This window comes from Blastococcus goldschmidtiae (assembly GCF_031845325.1).
Lineage (GTDB): Bacteria > Actinomycetota > Actinomycetes > Mycobacteriales > Geodermatophilaceae > Blastococcus > Blastococcus goldschmidtiae.
Window position 1 is genome coordinate 1 of record NZ_JAVREI010000022.1, and the last position, 22,208, is coordinate 22,208.

A 22,208-nucleotide genomic window follows, 5' to 3' on the forward strand; every position below is an offset into this window, starting at 1 on the left:
CACCGCCGCCGGCGCCAAGACGCCCTCGGCCGTATGACCCCCATCGAGTTCGAGACACTGACCCAGGCCGCTCACGCGGCCTGACTGCCCCCAACGAACAAGAGTCAACTGAAGTCTGGGCAGTCCCGATCGCCCGTACGAGGGCTCACCTGACGCTAGGCAGGTGAGCCCGGAAGGACCCTGCGGATGGCGGTCGGTTGGCCGGCTTCCTGCACCTTGACGACGTCCCCCGGTTGCGGCGCGGCGATCATCTTGCCTTCACCGGCGTAGATGCCGACGTGGTCGATGCCTGGCCGTGTGGGGGAGTAGTCGAAGAAGAGAAGATCGCCGGGTCGTGCTTCTGCCAGGGACCCGACGGCACGGCCGGCGGTCGCCTGCTGGGAGGAGACGCGGGGGAGCTCCACGCCTTGACTCCTGTAGACCAGTTGCGTGAAGCCGGAGCAGTCGAGCCCCTTGCTCGGGTCCGTGCCGCCCCACAGGTAGGGCACGCCGAGATAGTCCCCAGCCTTCGCCAGGACCGCGGCGGCGCTCGCCGACGTGCCGGTCGCCGCTTGAGTGGCTGGGAGAGTGACGGCATTCCTCGCGGTGGCAATGTCAGTGGCGGTAGTGGCCGCGCCCTCTCCGAGCCCAGCGCTGGCCGCCACCGTTGTCCAATCGCTACTTGTAGGTATCGGGGCCCGGGCTGGTACCGGGAAGGCCGACTGGATCTCGGCGATGCGCGACCGGACTTGCGAGAGTGAATCCATCAGCCCAAACCATGGTCTCGGGGTCGGCGAGCGACCAGTCGCGGGCCCACGCCGAGTGGGCGAAGAGCCCCGACGTTAACCGGGAGCCGTCGACAGTTCACAACTACCGACCTTAGTAAGAAGGCGCGACGGCTGGTGGGAGGTTCGAGGTAATCAGGGTCCGTCGCTACGCCGCTCCGGCGTCATCCGCATGCTGATCGAGCGGGACATGGATGGGAACAGCGAGGTCACAGGCGCACCGGTGGGCGTGTGGGGATCTGGCTGCTCGAGGGCGAGACTTTCTGCAGCGAGGGGCCACCGGCGAACCGGTTCAGGATGCCTACCCAGGTGGGCCCTAGCGGCTGTAGTTCAGGTGGTCCCTCGCTCCGCAGGCAGCGACGGGGACGTTGCGGCGCCCTCCCGTAGGCGCCGTTGCTTGCGCCATCCGTACCGGGTCACGCCCTTGGGCTTGTACATCGACAGGATCATGACCACGAGAAGCACCGCCAGGCCGCCGATGGAGTGAGGCAACGTGCCGGGCAGTGTGCGTGGGTCACCAACCGTCCTCGCAGCGCTCGCCAGAGACCTGATCGTTCGACTCTCCAGAAGAAGCACGGCAGTGGCGACCAGGGTCAACAGCAGCTTCACGAGAACCCAGTAATGCTTGAACAATCCCCACGGTGTCCCCAGCGCGTTCACGATTCCTACGAGCACCGAGGTGATCGCAAGTGGAACGATCACGGAGACCGCGGTCACTTCCATTGCGAGGTAGGCGGCTCGGACAAGGTCGGCATCTGCGCTGGTCGAAGCGGTGACGTCTAGGGCGACGTACGCGATGACCGCGCCCATCCAGCCCACCGACGACACCACGTGTGTAGTGAGGACCGCCTTGCGGAGGCGCGGGGGCATCGTCAGCCCAGGCCGCGGACAGGCAGTGACGGTCCGTCCGTCGTGGTGGCCGAGCCGGGCGCGCTGCCCGACATGTGTCGACCAGGTCCGTGCTCGCCGCCTATGCCGGCGATCTGCAAGATCAGGAACAGCAGGACCAGAGCGCCCACGGCGAGGGCGGAGATCTTCACCCAGCGGGGCATGCCGGGAGGTGATCCGGGGTTGCCGCCTCTGTCCGGATCGACGGTGGGGGGTTGCTCGGGCATCGACGTCCTCCTTTAGGGGTGGGAACCGTTATCTCTCTATCGATACAGTATGTCCGCACCAAATCACACCGTCGCTGCCGCGTCGTCGCGTAGGATGCGTGGGTGCCCAAGCTGTGGAGTCGCACAGTCGAAGAGCATCGACGGTCGGTCCATGAAGCGATCGTCGACGCCACATGGGCGCTGGTGACCGAGCGGGGGGCCCTCGCGGTCACGATGTCCGAGATCGCCGAAACGGCCGGCATCGGGCGCGCAACGCTGTATAAGTACTTCCCAGACGTGGAAGCGATTCTGTCGGCCGCGCATGAGCGTCACGTCGCCGCTCACCTCGAACGGCTAGCTGAGCTTCGGGACAGGGGCGGGACGGCGAACGAGCGACTGGAAGCCGTGCTCGAGGCCTATGCGCTCATTGCGCACAACCGTGCCCGTCACGGGCCCCCGGAGCTGTCTGCCTTGCTACACCGGGGTGAGCACGTTGCCCGTGCGCAGCAGCAGCTGGTCGACCTGTTCCGCGACCTCCTGGCCGACGTGGGGTCTGCGGGTCAGCTACGCGATGACGTCTCGCCGAACGAGCTGGCGAACTTCTGCCTGCACGCCCTGGGTGCGGCGAGCAACCTGCCGTCCGAGGACGCCGTCCGCCGCCTGGTCGAAGTAACTCTGGCCGGGATGCGGCCGTCGCTCAGGTAGCAGTCAGCAACCCCCCTCTGGCTTCACATGGTCATGCGGCGCTGATTGACGCGCGCCGACGGGAGATCGTGCATTTGGTGGTGGCGAGCTGTTCGGCGATGCCGCGGATGGACTTGCCGCGCTCGGGGAGGCGCCGAACGACTTCGTCTTGTTCAGCAGTAGTGAGGTGCTCGAAGCGGACGCCGTCGCCAGCGAGGCGCACTCGATGGCGATCTCGTCGAGATCGTCGTCCTTCTCTACGCGCCGAGCGTGGTGTTGAAGCTCTGGGTCGGTGTCGATGGTCGTCGCCGTCGCGGCCTGCACCGGGCCCGCCATCCCCGCCTTGGCGATCCGCCTGGCCGGCTACGCCGTCACCAACGTCGGTGCATTGGCCGCCGTCGCGGCGGCCCCGGCCGCGCGCACGATCACCGACTGGGCGACCGCGGTCGGTCGCCACCAATGGCTGGTCGTCAGCCTCGTGGTCTGCCTGCTCGGCCTCGTCGGGACCCCACCGACCGCGGTCTTCCTCGGCAAGCTCGCTGTCTTAGCGGCAGCCTGGGACGGCGGGCTCGTCTGGCTTGTCGTCGTCGCGGCCGTCAACACGGTGGCGAGCCTCTTCTACTACCTGCGCTGGGTCGCCCCCGCGTTCGCCGGGGTGCCGGCAGCACCGTCTATGCAGGAGGGGGCGGGCAGTGGTCCACGGACCGCGGCGGGCACGGCGCAGCGGACCCGGCGTGGCGTCCCGACCGGATTGCTGCACGGAGCCGCGGTCATGTCCCTGCTCTTCGGTCTGGGATCGGGGTGGTGGCTCGCCTTCGCCCTGTCAACCTGACCGAGGACGACGACCCCGGACGTCGGTGCATCAACTCGGCGAAAGATTTGGAGTGCAAAGCGATGCCCGCGTCGACCTGCCGTCGGTCGGTGGCGCGACTGACGGCGATGTCGCGGCGAGCAGCAGTCATGCGGCTTGCAGGCAGACAGCACGGACGCCGAGGGCGTCGGCCAGCAGCCCGCCGACGCCGGGGCCGACTGCGGCCAGTCCCGCCAGAGCGGTCCACGCGGAACGCATCGCCTGCGGGTGCGGTCGGAGACGTGCGACTGGAGCAGGTTGGGTGGATCTCAACGGCGTCGCAATTTCGCAGCGTTCCGCGACGAACTGATTCTGGCTAGCGGGCGACTGCGCCGCCCCGCGGTCTGAGGAACTCAGACCTGACGAAGATTGGCGGGACTGACCGCGGCCAGCAGGGCGACCACCTTTGCCAGCTCGTCCAATTCGGCGCGGCAGGCAGCGCACTTGTTCAAGTGCGACCTGACGGTGGCCCGCTCCTCGGCGTCGCCGTGGCCTAATGCGAAGACGCCGAGCTGCTCTCGCAGCTCACGATGGGTCTCGCGAGGTGAGTACCTCACGGTGCCACCTCCCGGACTCCGTTGAGGTCTTCCACGTTGCGGTCTTGAGCAGCTCTATTAAGCAGGATAGTAGACGGGTTTGAGCCGCCTCGGCCAATCCGGCACACGCGACTGTCAAGCAGATTCGCGGGCGTCCGCTGGTGGCCCCGTCCCGGGAGCAGGACTCAAGAGGGTTGAGGTCCGCGGTTTTGCCGTGTTGCAGGCAAGCCGGTCCACGGTCCCAGGAACGAAGTCCGCTCCATCCCGGCTGAGGTCACCCCCGATCGGTAGGTCGGGACGGTGGGCAGTCAGCAGGGAGGCTCCCGGTTCCTCGGGTTCCTGCGGCCCGGGGGCCGATTGCGGAGGGCATGGCGAAGGTGCCGGTCTATCCGTCGCCGTCGTCACTGAGAGCCGAAGGGCTGTGGGCTGGCCCGATTCTCTCTGATCCAGCGATCCCTGACATCAGCAATCCAGCGGTAAGCTGTGGACGGTCGAAGGGCAGCGCGTGGGTGCCCTCCACACGGGTGGTCTCTATTCCGGCCGCGAGTTCGAGGTCGAGGACATCCCCGGGCAGCACCGTCTCGTCCTGCTCGGCGACAATCACGTGCACCGGGTGGCGCGGGCTTCGCAGCAGGGCAGGCAGCGGGTTGTCCTCCCAGATGCTCCGCAAGGCATCGCGGTAGGCCGGGTAGGAGTGCTGCACCCCCTCACGGGCGACCTCCTCGGGGACGTCCGGTTCCAGCCGCGGAGCGAGTCGGGCAAACGCTGGACGGAGCAGGCACATGGTTCCGCAGACGAGTCCGCCGAGACCGGAGTCGTCGACTGTGGCCCGTGCCAGCCATGAGCGGCGAGCGAATCGCGCCCGGGCCGTATCAGGGTCGGCGAAGACAGCAGGTTCAACCAAGGTCAGACGGGACACCTGCTCGGGCGCTCGCTCGGCGACCGCGGCGGCGACGAGGCACCCCCAGCTGTGCCCGACGAGATGTACCCGGTCGAGTCCGTGGTGCTGGAGCAGCCTCAGGACGGCGTCGGCCTGGTCGGCGAGACCGAACCTGGTGCCGAGCCGCATCGAGGAGCCGAAGCCGAGCAGATCCGGCAGGAGCACCTTGTGACCGGCCTGCGCCAGCACTTGGGCGGCCGGCCGCCACGTCGCGGCCGTCGCTCCCAACCCATGCAACAAGACCAGTGGGTCGCTCGCGGACGTGCCGAAATGCTCGTGCGCCAGCGAGCGCGTGCGCGGATCCATCTGGGGCCGGATGATTCCGGCGCCGCCGATCCCCAGGGCCGGCGGCAGTCCGGCGGTGGCCTCGGCGTGTCGGGCGGCCAGCCATCGCTGCAGTAAGACGGCGTAGCCCCCCACCGCGGTCAGGGCGAGGACGAGCCAGGTCGTGTCCCCGCCCGGCATGTAGTGCGCACTGACATGCCCGAGGGCCAACACGTCCATCCATCGGAAATGCGGCACACCGAGCCGGAAGATCAGATCGGGCCACATCGCCCAGAGGTGGAACAGCAGGACAGTGAGGAGTTGCCCGCGGGCGGGCCGTGCGGCCACCAGTAGGTGCAGGCTCTGCCAGAGTGCTGTGGCCAGCAGCGCGACCAGGACGTGGGTGGCCCAATGGAAATGGGCGTCATGAGCGGAGTAGGAGGTGTAGAGGGCCACCTCCGCGCCGACCAGTACCACGGCCTGGACGAGGAGCGTCTGCAGATGAAGTGGCCGGTAGGCCCGCGGCCACTGTCCTCGAGCCCGCCTCATGGCACCCACTTCAGGATCGTCGTGACCTCGAAGGCGTTGACCAGGTAGGCGGGGTCAAGGGTGGAGTAACGCACCTGCCGTCGGCTGTCGACGACGGCGTAGCCGATGCCCGGACCGCCGTCGACGGGGGCGGGCAGGGCAACCGCATCGGCAAGGCGTCCGTCCGGATCGACGACGACCTCGACGAGTCCTGGGTCGACCAAGGCGGCGGGCGGCTCCGGAAGGATGAGTTGCACCTCGGCGCGGCGCGGCACCTCGCCGAGCCAGCTAGCCAGTTCCTGCCGGTCGGGTGGCTCTCGGTCGAACAGGAGCACCACGGGACTGCGGCCGAACTCAACACCCGTAACGGTCGACGGCACCAGGGGGCCTTCGAGCAACAGCCCGTCGCGCTGGCGTGCCGGATCGGGTTGATCCAGCGGTCCGGGCGGGCGCACCAGGACCACGACCACGGATGTCAGGGTGACGGCTAGAGCGGCCCACCACGCCAACGGAACCCAGGACGGCAGTGGGGGCCGCCGGCCCGGTTCCCGGCCCCAGTCGTCGTCCGTCGACCTGGAGCGGTCGGATTGCGTGGGAGTCATCAGTGCACAGGATCACTGAGATCTGGCCCAACCGCTGAGCGCAGTACAGGAGCGGTCGTAGGAGGCGCGAATCTCGCCGGCCTGGGGCCGCAGGTCACATCACTACCCGCTCACGGACCGGACTTCATCTCGAACTGGCTTGGGGCACGGCTCAGCCACCGCATCTACAACCGTCATTGGTAGCGGCAGACGATGGCGGGGGCGCAGGTGCTGGGCTCGACGGTGGTGGCATGGTCGTGCAGCGCGGCAACGGTGGCGCGCAGTGCCATCAGGTCGGCAATCTGCCCGTCGATGCCGGCCAGCCGATCCTGGAGCAGTTGTTGCACGTGGTGGCAGGCGGCCTGGCCGGCGTCGCGGATGTCGAGGATTTCTCGGATCTGGGCCAGGGCCAGGCCGGCGCTCTGGCTGCGGCGGATGAAGTTCAACCGAGCGACCGCGTCGCCGCTGTAGTCCCGGTAACCGGCGGGGGTGCGCTCCGGCGCGGGCAGTAACCCCACCCGCTCGTAGAAGCGCAGCGCTTTGGTCGTCGTTCCGGTGGCCGCGGCCAGTTCCCCGATTTTCATCCAACGGCTCGTCTCTCCGTGTCTCGACTTGACCTTCCCCTATAGGGGAATCCCCAGACTGACACGTAATCGGCAACCGCGGGAGGCACAGAGTGGACAGCCAGCAAGACGTGGACCTGGCAGTGATCGGATCCGGCGGCGCGGCGATGGCCGCGGCGATCGCCGCCCGCCAGGCCGGCGCGAGCGTGGTGCTCATCGAGCAGGGGACGCTGGGCGGAACATGCGTGAACGTCGGCTGCGTGCCGTCCAAGACGCTGCTGGCCGCGGCCGGCGCCCGACACGGCGCGGCGACCCATCCGTTCACCGGTGTGGAGACGTCGGCCGGCGGCGTAGACCTGGCGGCCCTGGTGGCGCAGAAGGATGAGCTGGTCGGTCGGCTGCGGCAGGCCAAGTACGCCGACGTCGCCGACGCCTACGAATTCCCGGTACAGCCGGGTCGGGTCCGGTTCCGCAACCTGGAGACGCTGGAGGTCGACGGCCGCCCGCTTCGGGCCCGGGCCTACCTGATCGCGACCGGCGCGGTCCCGGACGTCCCCGACCTGCCCGGGCTGCCGGACGTGCCGTACCTGACCTCCACGACGGCGATGGAGCTGACCGAGCTGCCGGAGTCACTGGTGGTGATCGGCGCCGGCTACGTCGGCATGGAGCAGGCCCAGCTGTTCGCCCACCTCGGGGCGAGGGTGACCATCGTCGGCCGGCTGGCTCCCCTGGCCGAGCCCGAGCTGGCCGAGCTCCTCGCCGGCGTCTTCGCCGAGGACGGCGTCACGGTGGTCCAGGAGCGCGCCACCGCGGTGGTCGGTCAAGCGGGGGAGGTGGTGGTGACCACCACGTCAGGTGGGCAGATCACCGGCCAGCAGTTGCTGCTGGCCACCGGACGGCGTCCGCGTACCGATGGCCTCGGCCTCAATGCGGCGGGCGTGAAGGCCGACCACCGTGGTTTCGTCGTCGTCGACGAGTACCAGCGCACCTCCAATCCCCGGATCTACGCCGCGGGTGACGTCTCCGGTGCTCCGCAGTACGTCTACGTGGCCGCCGCAGGCGGCCGGGCCGCCGCCCTGAACGCTCTCCGGGAGGACTGCTGCGCACCGCAGGCGCGGGTGGACTACACCGGGCTGCCGGGGGTGGTCTTCACCAGGCCGCAGCTGGCCTCGGCCGGCCTGACCGAAGCCCAGGCGCTCGCGGCTGGGCACCGCTGCGAGTGCCGGGTGCTGAGCCTGGCCGACGTGCCCCGGGCGCTGGCGAACCGGGACACCCGGGGCGCGGTGAAGGTCGTGGCCGACGCCGGCACCGGCCGGGTGCTAGGTGTGCACGCGCTGGCCGACGGTGCCGGGGAGATCATGCTGGCGGCGACCTACGCCATCAAGGCCGGCATGACGGTGGACGACGTCGCCGACACGTGGGCGCCGTATCTGACGATGGCCGAGAGCCTGCGCATCGCCGCCGGCCTGTTCCGCAACCAGATGCCCACCTCCTGCTGCGCCTGATCGGCCGAGACGACGCGCAACAGGCCGCTGTCATCCCCCGGTCGGCCCGCCCGTGCCTTCGCCCATCCTCCGCGCCGACCACCCCTGCCGAGCACCGGCGCGCGACGTACGTGAGGAACCGAATGACCAAGCAGAACCACGACGGCGATCCGTCGGCCCCCGGTGGGCCCACCACTTCGATGCCGTCACCGGCCCCCGGAGCAAGGACCCGTGTCCGCTGGTGGGTGGCGCTGGCGGTGGCCGTGCCGATCGTCCTGCTCGGCGCCGTGGCGGTCACCGGTCTGAACCGCCCCGATGCCGGGGTGACCACCGGCGCCGATCTCGACGGCGGCGCGGCGAGCGGCGGACGATCGGAGGGGAGCGGACGGCCGGAGCTGGGCGAGCAGGTTCTCTGTTCACCGTTCCTACGCTGTCCGGCGGTGCCTTCCAGATGCCCAACGGCACTCCTACGATCCTGACCTTCGTCGATCTGTGCCCGACCTGCATCGCCGACACCCGCACGATCGCCGGCCTGCAGGAACGCTTCGCCGACGTGGCGGTCCTCGCCGTGGCCTCCGACCCCACCGCCGACCGCGCCAGGGTGGAGGACTTCGTGGGCCAGGCCGGAGCGCGGGACTTCCAGCTGGCGCTGGATCCGCAGAGCACGCTGACCACCCGCTTCGACGCCTTCTCGATGTCGGCCAGCGTGCTGGTCGTCGACCGCAACGGCGAGATCGTCTACCGCGGCCCGGTGGACGAGCAGGCGATGGCCGACGCGCTGACCGCCGCGGGGGCATAAGCGTGACCGCCGTGCTCGCCTTCGCCTTCGGCGCCGGCCTGTTGTCGCCGCTGAACCCGTGCGGTTTCGGCCTGCTGCCGGCGTTCTTCGGCTACCAGCTCGGCGACGAGGAGCGCCGGGGTCCGACCACGGTGCCGAACCTGCTGTGGAGAGGCTTGGTCACCGGCGGGGCGGTGAGCGCCGGGTTCGCCGGGGTGCTGATGACGGCGGGTCTGCTGGTCGCCCTGGGCCTACGCTCCCTGGTGCGCTTCGTGCCCGCCGCGGCGCTGCTCGTGGGGCTCGTCCTGGTCGGGGTGGGCGTGGCCGTGCTGGCCGGTCGCCGACCCTCGGTAGGTCGACTGGGGAGCCTGCAGAGACTGCATCCGGGTGCCAGCCGAGGCCGCTCCAGGCTCGTGGCCTTCGGCGCCGGCTACGCCATCGCGTCGGTGGCCTGCACCATCGCCATCCTGCTCGCCGTGGTCGCCCAGGCGCTGGCCACCGGAAGCCTGGCGGGCATGCTCGCCGTCCTGGCCGTCTACGCCGCCGGGGCGGCGACCCTGCTGACGTCGCTAGCCGTGTCGACCGCTCTCGCCGGTTCGGCCCTGTCCACCTCGCTGCGGCGTGCACTACCGGTGATGGAGCCGCTGTCCGGCGTCCTGCTGGTGCTGTCGGGGGCCTACCTGGTCCTGACAAACCTCGTCGGCGTACGGGATACCTCCGCGGTCCAGGCCCTGAGCGGGCGCGTAACCGCGGCGGCCACCCAGGCGCGGGCTCTGCTGGAACCGATCTTTCTCTGGTTCGTCCCCGTCTCAGTGGGATTGGTCCTGGTCGCGGTGGTACTGCTCCTCTGGCGCCGCCGGACGCGGCGGACGTCAGACACCGGCCCGGCAATGGGCCGGTCCGAAGAAGCCGCACCGGGTGCCTGCTGCTCCACGGCCCAGGTCGTGAGCATGACCGGCCGGCCGGAACGCCATGAGCCGGGCACTCCGGACCGCCTGCCCGCAACGCCGGGTGTACACAGCCACCACGACCGTGGTGGGGACGAGTCGGATCGAGGGAGTACCGCGTGAGCGAGCATGTCGACGTCGCCGTGCTAGGCATGGGTCCGGGCGGTGAGGTCGCGGCCAGCCGGCTACTGGCCGCAGGCAAGCGCGTGGCCGTCGTGGAGCGGGAGCTGATCGGCGGCGAGTGCGCCTACTGGGCCTGCATCCCGTCGAAGACGGTGCTCCGGCCGCCCGAGGCGGCCGGTGAGGTCGAGCGCGCCGCCGGGGTCGGCGGGGCACAGCTGGACTGGGCGGAGGCCCGCGAGTACCGCGACTACATGGCCCGCCACCTCGACGATGCCGGCCAGGTCGCCGGCTACGGCAAGCAGGGTGCCCTCGTGCTCAAGGGCGAGGCCCAGATCTCCGGCGCGGGGCGGATCGTCGTCGACGGGCAGGAACTCACCGCCGACCACCTCATCGTCGCCACCGGCTCCGACGCCCACACCCCTCCCATCGACGGCCTCGACGACGTCACGACCTGGACCAACCGAGAGACCTACACCGCTACCAATCTCCCGGCCCGGGCGGTCATCGTCGGCGGCAGCGCCGCCGGGGTGGAGACCGCCCAGTTCCTGGCCCGCTTCGGCGTGCAGGTCACCCTCGTCCAGCGTGGGGACCGGCTGCTGGGCCGGGAGGAGCCGCGCGTCGGCGAACTGGCAGCGACCTATCTCCGGAAGTCGGGTGTCGACGTGCGGACCGGCACGAGCCCTACGAAGGCGCACCGCGATGGCGCTCACAGCGTCCTGAAGCTGGACGACGGCACCGCCGTCCAGGGCGATGTCGTCATCCTCGCCACCGGCCGCAACCCCCGCACCGCCAGCCTGGGGCTGGCGCAGGTGGGGGTGGAACTCGGTGAACGCGGCGAGGTACTCATCGACGAGCACTGCCGGGCCGCCGAAGGGGTCTGGGCGATCGGTGACGTCACCGCCGTCCTGCCCTTCACCCACGTCGCCAAGTACCAGGGCCGCATCGTCGCCGACGCCATCCTCGGCCGGCCTCACCCCGCCCGCTACGACGGCATCCCGCGCGTGGTGTTCGCCGCCCCCGAGATCGCCGCCGCCGGCCTCACCCAGGCCCAGGCCCACAAGCAGGGTCTGCGAACGGTCACCGCCGAGGTCGACCTGGCCCAGGCCATCGCCCGGCCCTGGACCTACGAGCGCGACCCCTGCGGCCACCTCGGCCTGCTGGCCGACCCCGACCGCCGCGTCCTGCTGGGCGCCTGGGCGGTCGCGCCGCAGGCCGGGGAGTGGATCCACCAGGCGTCGCTGGCCATCCGCGCCGGCATCGGCATCGACGTCCTGCTCGACCAGGTCGCCCAGTTCCCCACCTACACCGAGGGCTACCTCGCCGCGCTTGAAGCCCTCGACCTGTGACGACCCTGCACCTGTTCGTCACGGTGTTCCACCCACAGAAGGAGCTGTCGTGAAACCGACCCGCGCGCTGATCGATCTGGCGCTGTCCGCTGTCGCCGGCTACGTCGGGACCAAGGCGATGGAACCGGTCAGCATGAAGCTCTACGAGCTGGAGTCGCCGGCCGCGCGCGCCCGGGAGGACGCGGCCCGACCGGGCGCCCCCTACCGGATCGCGGCCGAGAAGCTCACCGGGGTCTTCGGACTGGAGTTCACCGATGAGCAGCTGGACCGGCTCAGCCTGGCGTTCCACTACAGCCTGGCGATCCAGTGGGCACCGCTGTACCCGCTGCTCCGCCGCCGCACCGGCCTGGGCCCGGCCGCGGCGGCGCTGGCCACCGGCGCGGCGATGAGCGTGGTCGCCGACGAGCTGATGACCCCGGCGTTCGGATTCAGTGCCGCCAACCTCGACTACCCGCTGGTGACCCACGTCCGCGGCTTCCTCGCCCACCTGACGTTCGGCCTCGCGGCCGCCGCCGTCGTCGAGACCGGTTGGCGGATCACCGGCACTCGCCCCTGAACCGCAGCACAAGCCCATCGCAGCAGCGAAGGAAGGGACGAATGTCGAAAACTGCCGAAGAGCTCACCAACCGCTTGAACTCAGCCGAAGGGGCAGGCCTCCAGCCCGCGCTGTGGCTGCCGTTGATGAAGCTGCTCGCCAACGGCAAGCCGGTCGACGCTGCCGAGCTCGCCGCCGTGACCGGTCGGCCCGCCGACGACGTGTGCCAAGCCTTGGCGGCGATTTCCGACACCGAGTACGACGAGGACGGGCGCATCGTCGGTCAGGGCCTGACCCAGCGGCCGACCCGTCACCGCTTCTCCGTCGACGGTGTCCAGCTGTACACCTGGTGTGCCCTGGACACCCTGCTGTTCCCCAGCCTGCTGGACAAGACGGCGGTGGTCGAGTCGGTCTCGCCGACGAGTGGAACGCCGGTGCGGGTCCGTGTCGGTGCTGATGCGGTCACGCACGTCGAACCCGCCACGGCCGTGGTGTCGCTGATCAATCCCGACGACATGAGCTCAGTGCGCTCGGCGTTCTGCAACCAGGTCCACTTCTTCGCCTCTGCAGACGACGCTCAGCCCTGGCTGGAGAACCACCCCGACGGAGAGGTCATGTCCGTCGAAGATGCCTACCGGCTTGCCAACACCATGGCCATGAGCATGCTCGAGCAGAGGTCGGCCAGCCGAGGCAACATCTCGCAGAGCTGCTGCTGACGCCCAGTTCTTCGCCGGGACGCTGGGGTCCCAATCTGCCGTGAGATCGCAGCGCTGCTTGGTCGCGGCATGGTGGGTCCGGCGCAGCGATGACGATGGCGACGATGACGAGGGCAAAGTCAGGGGCAAGACGCTGAGCGCCCTCACCATCGCTGCGGTCACCTTCGCCAACGGCGGGGACAACATCGCGTGTACGTGCCGGTGTTCGCCCCCGTCGGCACCGCCGGCATCCTTGCCTACTCGGTCGTCTTTCTCGCCCTGGTGGCCGTGCTGGTCGCCGCGGCGCACTTCTTCGCCACCCGCAAGGCGATCGCCGGGGTCCTCGAGCGCTAGGAGCACCTGCTGTTCCCGCTCGTCCTGATCGGCCTGGGCATCGTCATCCTCGTCGAGGGCGGAGCCTTCGGCCTGTAGCTCCGCGACCTCCGTCCCTGAGACATGTCGGCCCCGCTCCAAGCCAGGACTTTCATGTCTCACGACGTCGTCGTCCTCGGCGGAGGAAGCGCCGCTTTACGCGGCCGCTCTGCGCTCCGCCCAGCTTGGCATACGCGTCGCCCTCGTCGAAGGCGACAAGCTCGGCAGGACCTGCCTGCACCGCGGCTGCATCCCCACCAAGGAACTGCTGCACTCGGCGGAGGTGGCCGACACCGTGCGGGACAGCCACGCGGTCGGCGTGCTCAGCACCTTCAGCAGCATCGACATGTCCGCCCTGCACAGCCACAAGAACGGCGTCGTCGGCCCGCCTGCACAACGGCCTACAGAGCCTCGAGCCGCCCGGAAGATCGACCTTATCGACGGCTGGGGCGGCTCATCCCCCCCGGACACCGTCGATATCGGCGGCCGGATCATCACCTCCCAACAGGTCTCGAACTCGACCGCGTGCTCAGCAGCGTCATGGTTCTCGGCGGGGTGGTCGGCGTCGACTTCGCCTCTGTCTGGAGGGTGACGGGGATCAAACCCGCATGGCCAGCTTGAAGCCCCGGACATCTCGCCGCATCCCTTCATGGCAGCAGTCTTTGTTACGTCAACGGCGTGCCGAGGCAGGCGATCGGCTTCGTCGGCGCGCGAACTACCCCCTGGAGGTCCTACCGGAGAAGAACGGGAGGAATTCGGTAGGCCGTTCGTGAAGGGTATCGCCGGTACTGGCGCTCGGCCGCGCAGTTGGTGCTGACCGTGGTCCACAGCGTCGGGTCGCGTCCACAGATGCAAGCCGGTGCCGGCCGCCGGGCTGCGCCTGCTTGTTCCGTAGACGTACCAGTGGCTGCCTGTAGCAGTCATCCAGCTGGCAGCGGGTGGTCGGAGTCGAACGATGGAGGTCTGCGATGGCGAAGCCACGGAGACGGCAGGCGGGCGAGGGCGGGATCAGCGAGTACATGACCAAAGCTGGTCCGCGCTTCCTGATCAAGTTCACGGCTCAGCGGGCGGACGGGACAAGGCGCGTCGTCCTCAAACGCGGCTTCAAGACCAGGAGGGACGCCGCTGCGGCTCTGCGCGCGGAGGTCCGTAAGGCGGAGATGGGGGAGTGGGTCGAGCCGTCGAAGCAGCGTCTCGATGCATACCTCGCCGAGTGGATCCAAGGACAGCGGCTCAGCCCGGCCACGCTGGCCTCCTACCGGAAGAACATTCGGCTGCACGTCGATCCATACCTCGGTGCACAGCCGGTCGCCCGGCTCACCGGTCCGTCGGTGGACGCCTGGATGCGCATGCTGGAGGAGTCCGGCCGAGCCGACGGCCAGGGCGGCCTCTCCGCGCGCACCGTGCGCTACGTGTTCACGATCCTTCGGTCGGCACTGGGCGACGCGGTGAAACAGGGGCGGCTCTCGGTCAACCCGACCGACCGGTCGACACCGCCGAGCCCGTCGGAGGCCCGGCCTCCGGAGATGCAGGCCTGGACGGCCGCCGAGCTCGGGCGCTTCCTGCGCTGGGCGCAGGCTCGCGATGCGGACCTCGCCATGGGATGGCGGCTGCTGGCCGCGACGGGGATGCGCCGCGGCGAGGCGCTGGCCCTTCGCTGGCGGGACGTCGACCTCGACGCCGGCCGGCTGCAGGTCCGGCGCAGCCTCGGCGTGGTCAAGGCCAAGGGCGCCGGCGAGCAGCTCGTCGAGGGGTCGACGAAGACCGGCCAGGCGCGCGTGGTGGATATCGACGCGGACACGGTCGCCAGCCTGCGGGCCTACCGCGCGGCCCGAGGCCGGCTGGCGCTCGATCTGGTGCGCGACGCCGCGCTCGTGCTGGGCAATCTCGAGGGCACGCACCGCCATCCCGAGCGATACTCGCGCCGGTTCGTCGAGCAGGTCGTGCAGGCACGCCGGGCGCTGGGGGAGGACCAGCTGCCCAGGATCCGGCTGCACGACCTGCGCCACACCCACGCCACCCTGCTGCTGGCCGCCGGCGAGCCGGTGAAGGTGGTCTCCGAGCGCCTCGGGCACGCCAGCGCGACCATCACGCTCACCGTCTACCAGCACGTGCACCCCGGCATGGGACGCCAGGCGGCCGACCGGTTCGCCGCGCTGCTGAGGGGTTGACCGGGCGCGCGAAGTATCACGCGGGTATCACGAGCCGGTTCAGACCGCGGACACGACGTCGCCCCGGGCTTCTGACCTGCAGAAACACCGGGGCGATGTGGTGTCCGAGGGGGGACTTGAACCCCCACGCCCGATAAAGGGCACTAGCACCTCAAGCTAGCGCGTCTGCCATTCCGCCACCCGGACGAGTGCGGGGCAAGACTACCGGACCGGTTCGACCCCGCGGTGCACCCCCCGGCGCTCACGCCGCGGCGACCGACACCCGTCCGCGACCGGTCCGTTTGGCGTCGTAGAGGGCGGCGTCGGCTGCGGTGTACAGGCCGCGCCGGTCGTCCGAGTGCTGCGGCACGTGGGCCACTCCGACGCTGATCGACAGCGCGAGGAGCGTCCCGTCGGCCATGGTCATCGGCGCCGCCCGGACCGCCTCGAGCAGGTCACCGGCGCGGTGTGCGGCGACCGCGCGGTCGCAGCCGGGCATGAGGACGGCGAGCTCGTCCCCGCCCAGCCGCGACAGGACGGCGTCCTCGGCGCGGACCCGGCTGCTCAGCGCGGCCGCGAGATGCACGAGGACGTCGTCGCCCACCGGGTGGCCGTGGGTGTCGTTGATGGCCTTGAACGAGTCCACATCGATGAGCACCAGCGCTGTGCCGCCCGGCACCGACCGGCTCATCGCGGCCTCGAGCGCGCCGTCGAAGGCCCGGCGGGTGGCCAGACCGGTCAGGGAGTCGACGGTCAGCTGCTCCTGCAGGGCGGCGACGAGGCGGGCCTGGGTGGTGTTGGCCCGCACGATCAGGACGGCCATGACGACGAGCACGGCACCGAGGAAGACGACGTCGGTCATCGCGGCGTCGAACGGGAGGAGAAGCGTCAGCGCGACGCCGTTGGCGCAGACCGCAGCGCTCGTCACCAGCACCACGGCGCTCCGTCGCAGGTGCGAGGCCGCCCACAGCACGGGGAAGGCGAGGAAGGCCTGCGATGCGGCGGAGGGGTCCTCGGTCAGCACGTTCAGCCCGCAGATCAGGAGCACGCCGCCGACCGCGATCATCGCGAAGACGCCCATGCGGTCCAGCCGGGCGGCCGGGGCGAGCGCCACCGCGCCGGCGATCGCCAGGACCAGGCCGACGGCCGCCCGGCCCGCGATGGTCGCGACGGTGGTGTACGCCAGCGGCTGGACGACGTTGAACGCGGCAAGGACGAGTGCTGCGACCACCAGGATGAGCACGGCGCTGCGGGCCGCCGCCTCCGGCTCCCGCGCGCGCACGAACGCCCCGATGCTCACCTCCCGGACATCGGCGCGCCGGGGCCCCGGACGAGGGGTGCTCACCCCGCCGGGGTAGCCCGTCTTGCGCTCGCGCCAGGCGATCCGGCCCGTGTGCGCCGGCCGGGGCCGGCACCGACGGCCACGGCGCTCCGCCCCTACGCTCGGGACGTGGACAGCATCAGCGGTGCGGGCGCCCAGGACGAGGTCGCGGGGCTGCTCTCCGAACTCATCCGGATGGACACGACGAACACCGGCAGCACCGCCACGAGCGCGGGGGAGCGGGCCGCCGCGGAGTGGGTCGCCGGGAAGCTCGACGAGGTCGGCATCGGGTCCACGATCGTGGAGTCCGAGCGCGGGAGGGCCAGCCTCGTCGCCCGCATCCCGGGCGCCGACCCCACCCGCCCGGGGCTGCTGGTCCACGGCCACCTCGACGTCGTCCCCGCCGATCCGGCCGAGTGGAGCGTGCACCCCTTCTCCGGCGAGGAGCGCGACGGCTACATCTGGGGTCGCGGCGCCGTCGACATGAAGGACATGGACGCGATGGTCCTGTCGCTGGTCCGCGACTGGGCGCGCACCGGCGTGCAGCCCGACCGCGACATCGTGCTCGCCTTCGTCGCCGACGAGGAGGCCGGCGGGAAGCTCGGCGCCCACTTCCTCGTCGACGAGCACCCCGACCTGCTCGAGGGCTGCACCGAGGCGATCAGCGAGGTGGGCGGCTTCAGCATCACCGTCCGCGACGACCTGCGGCTCTACCTCGTGCAGACCGCTGAGAAGGGGCTGGCCTGGATGCGGCTGACCGCCGCGGGAAAGCCCGGGCACGGCTCCTTCGTCCACGACGACAACGCCGTCACCCGGCTCTGCGAGGCGGTCGCGCGGATCGGCAGCCACCGATTTCCGCTCACCCTCACCCCGCCGATGCGTCAGTTCATCGCGGCCGTGGAGGAGGCCTACGGCATCGAGATCGACCCGGCCGAGCCCGAGCTCGCGCTGGCCCGGCTCGGCAGCATCAGCCGGATGATCGGCGCGGCGCTGCGCAACACCGCCAACCCCACGATGCTCGAGGCCGGCTACAAGGCCAACGTCATCCCGGGCACCGCGAGCGCCACCGTCGACGGCCGCTTCCTCTACGGCGAGGAGCAGGAGTTCGAGCGCCAACTCGCCGCACTCGTCGGCGAGGGCGTGCAGCGCGAGTGGCTGGTCCACGACCAGGCCGTGGAGACGACGTTCGACGGGCCGCTGGTCGACCAGATGGTCACCGCGCTCAAGGCCGAGGACGACGGCGCGCGCCCGGTGCCGTTCACCATGAGCGGCGGCACCGACGCCAAGAGCTTCCAGCGGCTCGGCATGCGCTGCTTCGGCTTCTCGCCGCTCCGGCTGCCCGCCGACCTCGACTTCGCCTCGCTGTTCCACGGCATCGACGAGCGGGTGCCGGTGGAGTCGCTGACGTTCGGCGTCCGGGTGTTGGACCGCTTCCTGCGGTCGGCATGATGACGGGGTGACCTCCACCACGCCTGCACCCACGCCCGGTTCCGTCGCGCTGATCACGGGAGGGACCGGCGGCTTCGGCCGCGCCCTCGCCACCAAGCTGAAGGCGCTCGACGTCACCGTCGTCCTCGCCGACCTCGACAGCGAGCGCAACCGGCAGGTGGCCGACGAGCTCGGCTGCCCCTTCGTCGTCCTCGACGTCGCCGACCGCGCGGCCAACGCCGCCGTCGTCGCCCAGGTCGAGGCCGACCACGGCCGGCTGGACGCCGCCTTCCTCAACGCCGGCATCGCCGGCAAGTCGCGGATGGCCCTCGACGTCGACGAGTTCATCCGGGTCATGGACATCGACCTGTTCGGCGTCGTCTACGGCACCGAGGCGGCCCTGCCCGCGCTGCGCCGCGCCGGCGGCGGCTCGATCGTCGTCACCGCGTCCCTGGCCGGTCTGGCGCCGCTGGCCACCGACCCCGGCTACAGCGTGGCCAAGGGCGGGGCGATCACCTTCGTGCGCTCCATGGCCGCGCGAGTGATCGACGAGAACATCACCATGACGGCGATCTGCCCCGGCTTCGCCGACACCGCCATCATCGACGGCATCCGCCAGACCTTCCTGGACAACAACTTCCCGATCCTCTCCGCCGAGGAGGTCGCCGACGCGATGATCGCCGCGTGGACCTCGGGCGAGCCGGGGGCCGCCTACATCGTCCAGCCGGGTATCGGCGCGGTGCCCTACAAGTTCAAGGGTGTGCCCGCGGCCAAGACGGCGACCGGCGAGACCGCCGGCGTCCCCGGTGCGCTGCGCCCGGGCTCGGCGACCTGATCGGTTCCCGCAGGGGGACGCACACCCCCACGGACGGCGTCCGGTCGGCCAGACTGCACCGGCCCGGACCAGGAGCGTCACGGAGGTGCCTCGATGCGACACCGGATCAGTGCAGCGGTCGACATCGAGGCGCCGCCGGACGCCGTCTGGGCGCGGCTGACCGATCTGGCCGGCTACGCCGACTGGAACCCGTTCATCCCCTCCGCGTCCGGAGAGCTGCGTCCCGGGGAGCGGCTCTCGCTGCGCCTGCAGCCGCCCGGGGGTCGCGCCCTGCCCATCCGGCCGACGGTCACCGAGGTCGTCGAGGGTTCGGCGTTCGAGTGGCTGGGACACCTCGGCGTCCCCGGGCTCTTCGACGGGCGGCACCGCTTCGAGCTGACGCCGACCGCGCAGGGGACGCGGCTGGTGCAGAGCGAGTCCTTCAGCGGCGTGCTCGTGCGACCGCTCCGGGGCTTCCTCGACGGCGGCACGCTGGCCGGCTTCCGGGCGATGAACGACGCCCTGCGGCAGCAGGTGCTGGACGCGCGCGCCTGATCAGGCGGCGTCGTCCTGGGAGCAGGCGAACAGGAACGCCGGCGGCACGTTCCACGGCGTGATCCGCCAGCGCACCGAGCGGAACCGGCGGCGGAGCTCGCCCATCATCAGCGGCGAGTACTGGATCAGCACCATGACGCCCTGCGGCGTGAGCAGGCCCGGGAGTGCGTCCAGGATCCGCTGCCGCAGCTTGCCGTCGAGCGAGGTGAAGGGGATCGCCGAGACGAGCACGTCGGCCCGCTGCCCGTCCAGGTAGGCGTCGACGTTCTCGGCCGAGTCGGTGACGACCTGCAGCCGGTCGTCAGCGGCGTACCGCTTCGCCAGGAGCGCGGACAGCTTCGGGTCGATCTCGACGGCCACCAGGCGGGCACCCGGCCGCAACCGGGCCAGGATCTCGCCGGTCTGCGAGCCGGTGCCCGCTCCGAGCTCGACCACCAGGTCGGCACCGGGGACGTCGGCCAGGTCGAGCATGTCCCGCACCGCGGCGCGGGAGGTGGGCAGCACGGCGCCCATCTGGCGGGGGTGCGCGACGAAGGCCGCGAAGAATCGCAGCGGGTCCGTCAGGTGCTGTCTCATGCGGTCCTCACCGTTCGGGCCGGGCGTCGTCGGCAGCACACTGTCATGCCGCCGGGAGCCCAGCGAGCGGAGGCCGGGGGCAGGTGACGGTCGTCACCCTGCATCTGGCAGGGTCGGGGCATGCGTGCATGGCGGGTCCACGAGCTCGGCGACCCCGCGGAGGTCATGAGCTTCGACGAGGTCGAGATCCCGACGCCGGGCGAGGGGCAGGTGCTCGTGAAGGTGCGGGCCGCCGCCCTCAACTTCCCGGACATCCTCATGGCCCAGGGGCTGTACCAGGAGAAGCCGCCGCTGCCGTACACCCCGGGTGTCGAGCTCTGCGGCGAGATCGTCGGGACCGGGCAGCGGGTCATCGGGTCGCCCGCCGGCGGGCCCGGTGCGTTCGCCGAGTACGCGGTGATGGACGCCGCAGCCGCCTACCCCGCGCCCGAAGGGCTCTCCGACGAGAAGGCCGCCTCGCTCTACCTGACGTACTCGACCGGGCACGTCGGCCTGCACCGCCGATCCCATCTGCAGGCGGGGGAGTGGCTGCTCGTGCACGCCGGCGCCGGAGGCGTCGGATCGGCCGCCATCCAGCTCGGCAAGGCCGCCGGCGCGCGGGTCATCGCCACGGCCGGGGGGGCCCGCAAGACCGAGATCTGCCGCGAGCTCGGCGCCGACCACGTCATCGACTACACGACCGAGGACTTCGTCCCGATCGTGAAGGAGATCACCGGCGGCCACGGCGCGGACGTCGTCTACGACCCGGTCGGCGGCGAGGTGTTCGACAAGTCGCGCCGGTGCATCGCCTTCGAGGGGCGGCTGCTGGTCGTCGGCTTCACCAGCGGTGTGCACCCGTCGGCGCCGGCCAACCACGTGCTGGTGAAGAACTACAGCGTCGTCGGGCTGCACTGGGGCCTCTACCGCAAGCACGACCCGGCGCTGTTCCCGCAGGTCCACGAGGACCTCGTCCGGCTGGTCGACGAGGGCCTCATCGATCCGCTGGTCGGTGACGTGCTGCCGCTGGACCAGGCGCCGCAGGCCCTGGCACGGCTGGGCGATCGCGGCACCGTCGGCAAGGTCGTCCTCGTCCCGTAGGTCGTCGCGTCCGGTGGCTCGGGGCGCCGAGCGCGGGGTTCCGCACGTCGTACCGGGCGCACGGAGGTGCCGTTCCCCGCGCTCGACGGCGGGCGGCTCCGTCGCCGCGCCTACGCTGGCCAGGCCATGACGTTCCCACCGCTGCGGGTCGTCCCTGCACGGGACGGGCTGGCTGCCGACTGCAGCCGGTGCGCCGGGCTCTGCTGCGTGGCTCCGGCGTTCACCGCCTCGGCGGACTTCGCGATACACAAGCCCGCCGGCACGCCCTGCCGGCACCTGCAGGACGACTTCCGCTGCGGCATCCACGACCGGCTGCGGCCCGCGGGCTTCCCGGGCTGCACGGTCTTCGACTGCTTCGGCGCCGGCCAGCGGATCACGCAGGAGACGTTCGGCGGGCGGAGCTGGCGGGAGTCGCCGGAGCTGGCCGCCGCGCAGTTCGCCGTCCTGCCGGTGATGCGCCAGCTGCACGAGATCCTCTGGTACCTGGCCGAGGCGGCGACGCTGCCGGACGCCGCGGCACTGCACGCCGAGATCGAGGACGCGCGGGCGCACACCGAGCGGCTGGCCGGGCTGGACGCCGACGGGCTGCGGCCCCTGGACGTGGGCGCCCACCGCGCCGCGGTGGGGGCCTTGCTGCAGCGGGTGAGCGACGCCGTCCGCGGCCCGGCCGGCCCGGACCGCCGCGGCGCGGACCTCATGGGCCGCGACCTGCGCCGGTCGCGACTGCGCGGGGCGAGCCTGCGGGGCGCCTACCTCATCGGTGCCGACCTGCGCGGGGTGGATCTCGGGGCGGCGGACCTGCTCGGTGCTGATCTCCGGGCGGCCGACGTCCGGGGGACCGACCTGTCGGCCTGCCTGTTCCTCACCCGACCGCAGCTGGAGGCGGCACGAGGCGACGCCGCAACGACGCTCCCGCCGGGCTTCCGGCAGCCCGCGCACTGGCTGCAGGACCCGGCCGGGGGAACGCCGCCTAGATGACCGGACCGGGCAGGTAGGACAGCCGGGACCGGCGCCGGAGGATCACCTTCCGGGTGCCGTCCGGGTGCAGCTGCAGCCGGGCCAGCTCCCAGCCGCCCAGGTCGGACTGGAGACTCAGCATGGTCGCCGCCGCGGACCGGGACGTACCCGGCGGGATCCGCAGCGGCGCGAACTCGTACTCCGTGGACGCCTCCATCGACCCGATTGTGCCTGGCGGATGCGCGC

Annotated in this window: 27 protein-coding genes, 1 tRNA gene and 1 pseudogene; 18 read left to right on the top strand and 11 right to left on the bottom strand. The window is 71.0% G+C overall.

Annotated elements, in window-relative coordinates; translation table 11 throughout:
- Window positions 1–155: 155 nt before the first annotated feature.
- The 3 genes from RM425_RS20160 to RM425_RS20170 form a co-directional block, all read right to left on the bottom strand.
- Entirely contained in the window at window positions 156–488 is a 333-nt protein-coding gene (locus tag RM425_RS20160; protein WP_311347020.1) for a C40 family peptidase, read from the bottom strand.
- A gap of 606 nt (window positions 489–1,094) precedes the next feature.
- Window positions 1,095–1,595: a hypothetical protein gene (locus tag RM425_RS20165; protein ID WP_311347021.1), complete on the bottom strand. Its 501-nt coding sequence runs from the start codon at window positions 1,593–1,595 to the stop codon at window positions 1,095–1,097.
- 41 nt (window positions 1,596–1,636) lie between these two features.
- Window positions 1,637–1,879: a hypothetical protein gene (locus RM425_RS20170; protein WP_311347022.1), complete on the bottom strand. Its 243-nt coding sequence runs from the start codon at window positions 1,877–1,879 to the stop codon at window positions 1,637–1,639.
- A 102-nt stretch (window positions 1,880–1,981) separates the two neighbouring features.
- On the opposite strand from RM425_RS20170, the gene RM425_RS20175 reads away from it, so the two are divergent.
- Window positions 1,982–2,563 (top strand): TetR/AcrR family transcriptional regulator, encoded by a 582-nt coding sequence (locus tag RM425_RS20175; RefSeq protein WP_311347023.1) that lies wholly within the window; start codon window positions 1,982–1,984, stop codon window positions 2,561–2,563.
- A gap of 277 nt (window positions 2,564–2,840) precedes the next feature.
- Window positions 2,841–3,374, top strand: coding sequence for a proton-conducting transporter transmembrane domain-containing protein (locus RM425_RS20180; RefSeq protein WP_311347069.1), 534 nt, complete (start codon window positions 2,841–2,843; stop codon window positions 3,372–3,374).
- Window positions 3,375–3,745: 371 nt separating this feature from the next.
- Here RM425_RS20180 and RM425_RS20185 read toward each other — a convergent pair whose 3' ends face one another.
- From RM425_RS20185 to RM425_RS20200, 4 genes are all read right to left on the bottom strand, one after another.
- A complete protein-coding gene (locus RM425_RS20185; RefSeq protein ID WP_311347024.1) occupies window positions 3,746–3,949 on the bottom strand; it encodes a zf-HC2 domain-containing protein in 204 nt (67 codons plus the stop codon).
- A gap of 364 nt (window positions 3,950–4,313) precedes the next feature.
- Window positions 4,314–5,609 (bottom strand): alpha/beta fold hydrolase, encoded by a 1,296-nt coding sequence (locus RM425_RS20190; RefSeq protein WP_311347025.1) that lies wholly within the window; start codon window positions 5,607–5,609, stop codon window positions 4,314–4,316.
- 68 nt (window positions 5,610–5,677) lie between these two features.
- Window positions 5,678–6,130: a hypothetical protein gene (locus tag RM425_RS20195; protein ID WP_311347026.1), complete on the bottom strand. Its 453-nt coding sequence runs from the start codon at window positions 6,128–6,130 to the stop codon at window positions 5,678–5,680.
- A gap of 305 nt (window positions 6,131–6,435) precedes the next feature.
- Window positions 6,436–6,825 (bottom strand): heavy metal-responsive transcriptional regulator, encoded by a 390-nt coding sequence (locus tag RM425_RS20200; RefSeq protein WP_311347027.1) that lies wholly within the window; start codon window positions 6,823–6,825, stop codon window positions 6,436–6,438.
- A gap of 110 nt (window positions 6,826–6,935) precedes the next feature.
- Between RM425_RS20200 and merA the strand changes: the two genes are divergently transcribed.
- The 11 genes and pseudogenes from merA to RM425_RS20250 all read left to right on the top strand — a co-directional run bounded on the left by merA (window position 6,936) and on the right by RM425_RS20250 (window position 15,255).
- Window positions 6,936–8,309, top strand: coding sequence for a mercury(II) reductase (gene merA / locus RM425_RS20205; RefSeq protein WP_311347028.1), 1,374 nt, complete (start codon window positions 6,936–6,938; stop codon window positions 8,307–8,309).
- Between the two features lie 122 nt (window positions 8,310–8,431).
- Window positions 8,432–8,767, top strand: a complete 336-nt coding sequence (locus RM425_RS20210) for a hypothetical protein (protein WP_311347029.1) — start codon at window positions 8,432–8,434, stop codon at window positions 8,765–8,767.
- Window positions 8,740–9,087 (top strand): TlpA family protein disulfide reductase, encoded by a 348-nt coding sequence (locus tag RM425_RS20215; RefSeq protein ID WP_311347030.1) that lies wholly within the window; start codon window positions 8,740–8,742, stop codon window positions 9,085–9,087. Before RM425_RS20210 ends, RM425_RS20215 begins: the two co-directional genes overlap by 28 nt.
- Window positions 9,088–9,089: 2 nt before the next feature.
- Entirely contained in the window at window positions 9,090–10,136 is a 1,047-nt protein-coding gene (locus tag RM425_RS20220) for a cytochrome c biogenesis CcdA family protein (protein ID WP_311347031.1), read from the top strand.
- Window positions 10,133–11,482, top strand: a complete 1,350-nt coding sequence (locus RM425_RS20225; RefSeq protein ID WP_311347032.1) for a dihydrolipoyl dehydrogenase family protein — start codon at window positions 10,133–10,135, stop codon at window positions 11,480–11,482. Before RM425_RS20220 ends, RM425_RS20225 begins: the two co-directional genes overlap by 4 nt.
- A 49-nt stretch (window positions 11,483–11,531) precedes the next feature.
- The gene (locus tag RM425_RS20230; RefSeq protein ID WP_311347033.1) at window positions 11,532–12,038 is read left to right on the top strand and encodes a DUF1440 domain-containing protein; all 507 of its coding nucleotides are present in this window, start codon (window positions 11,532–11,534) and stop codon (window positions 12,036–12,038) included.
- A gap of 41 nt (window positions 12,039–12,079) precedes the next feature.
- Entirely contained in the window at window positions 12,080–12,733 is a 654-nt protein-coding gene (merB, locus tag RM425_RS20235) for an organomercurial lyase MerB (protein WP_311347034.1), read from the top strand.
- A 189-nt stretch (window positions 12,734–12,922) separates the two neighbouring features.
- Entirely contained in the window at window positions 12,923–13,066 is a 144-nt protein-coding gene (locus tag RM425_RS21815) for a hypothetical protein (protein WP_311347035.1), read from the top strand.
- A gap of 208 nt (window positions 13,067–13,274) precedes the next feature.
- Window positions 13,275–13,343 (top strand): annotated as a pseudogene (locus RM425_RS21755) (hypothetical protein); the annotation flags it as partial.
- A gap of 24 nt (window positions 13,344–13,367) precedes the next feature.
- Window positions 13,368–13,676, top strand: a complete 309-nt coding sequence (locus tag RM425_RS20245; protein WP_311347036.1) for a hypothetical protein — start codon at window positions 13,368–13,370, stop codon at window positions 13,674–13,676.
- A gap of 376 nt (window positions 13,677–14,052) precedes the next feature.
- Window positions 14,053–15,255 carry a tyrosine-type recombinase/integrase gene (locus RM425_RS20250; RefSeq protein WP_311347037.1) on the top strand — a complete coding sequence of 401 codons (1,203 nt, stop codon included), beginning with the start codon at window positions 14,053–14,055 and terminating at the stop codon, window positions 15,253–15,255.
- Between the two features lie 98 nt (window positions 15,256–15,353).
- Here the strand turns inward: RM425_RS20250 and RM425_RS20255 are convergent.
- Both RM425_RS20255 and RM425_RS20260 read right to left on the bottom strand, forming a co-directional pair.
- Window positions 15,354–15,441 (bottom strand) — tRNA-Leu (locus tag RM425_RS20255).
- 55 nt (window positions 15,442–15,496) lie between these two features.
- Entirely contained in the window at window positions 15,497–16,579 is a 1,083-nt protein-coding gene (locus tag RM425_RS20260) for a GGDEF domain-containing protein (RefSeq protein WP_311347038.1), read from the bottom strand.
- 105 nt (window positions 16,580–16,684) lie between these two features.
- On the opposite strand from RM425_RS20260, the gene RM425_RS20265 reads away from it, so the two are divergent.
- The 3 genes from RM425_RS20265 to RM425_RS20275 all read left to right on the top strand — a co-directional run bounded on the left by RM425_RS20265 (window position 16,685) and on the right by RM425_RS20275 (window position 19,352).
- Window positions 16,685–18,004 carry a M20/M25/M40 family metallo-hydrolase gene (locus RM425_RS20265; protein ID WP_311347039.1) on the top strand — a complete coding sequence of 440 codons (1,320 nt, stop codon included), beginning with the start codon at window positions 16,685–16,687 and terminating at the stop codon, window positions 18,002–18,004.
- Window positions 18,005–18,011: 7 nt separating this feature from the next.
- Window positions 18,012–18,818, top strand: a complete 807-nt coding sequence (locus RM425_RS20270) for an SDR family oxidoreductase (protein WP_311347040.1) — start codon at window positions 18,012–18,014, stop codon at window positions 18,816–18,818.
- A gap of 93 nt (window positions 18,819–18,911) precedes the next feature.
- Window positions 18,912–19,352, top strand: coding sequence for an SRPBCC domain-containing protein (locus tag RM425_RS20275; RefSeq protein ID WP_311347041.1), 441 nt, complete (start codon window positions 18,912–18,914; stop codon window positions 19,350–19,352).
- Here RM425_RS20275 and RM425_RS20280 read toward each other — a convergent pair whose 3' ends face one another.
- A complete protein-coding gene (locus tag RM425_RS20280) occupies window positions 19,353–19,928 on the bottom strand; it encodes a class I SAM-dependent methyltransferase (RefSeq protein ID WP_311347042.1) in 576 nt (191 codons plus the stop codon).
- Between the two features lie 120 nt (window positions 19,929–20,048).
- Between RM425_RS20280 and RM425_RS20285 the strand changes: the two genes are divergently transcribed.
- Both RM425_RS20285 and RM425_RS20290 read left to right on the top strand, forming a co-directional pair.
- Entirely contained in the window at window positions 20,049–21,005 is a 957-nt protein-coding gene (locus tag RM425_RS20285) for an NADPH:quinone oxidoreductase family protein (protein WP_311347043.1), read from the top strand.
- Window positions 21,006–21,131: 126 nt separating this feature from the next.
- Window positions 21,132–21,983 carry a pentapeptide repeat-containing protein gene (locus RM425_RS20290; protein WP_311347044.1) on the top strand — a complete coding sequence of 284 codons (852 nt, stop codon included), beginning with the start codon at window positions 21,132–21,134 and terminating at the stop codon, window positions 21,981–21,983.
- Here RM425_RS20290 and RM425_RS20295 read toward each other — a convergent pair.
- A complete protein-coding gene (locus tag RM425_RS20295) occupies window positions 21,976–22,179 on the bottom strand; it encodes a DUF5703 family protein (RefSeq protein ID WP_311347045.1) in 204 nt (67 codons plus the stop codon). The two genes, RM425_RS20290 and RM425_RS20295, sit on opposite strands and share 8 nt — an antisense overlap.
- Between the last annotated feature and the right edge of the window lie 29 nt (window positions 22,180–22,208).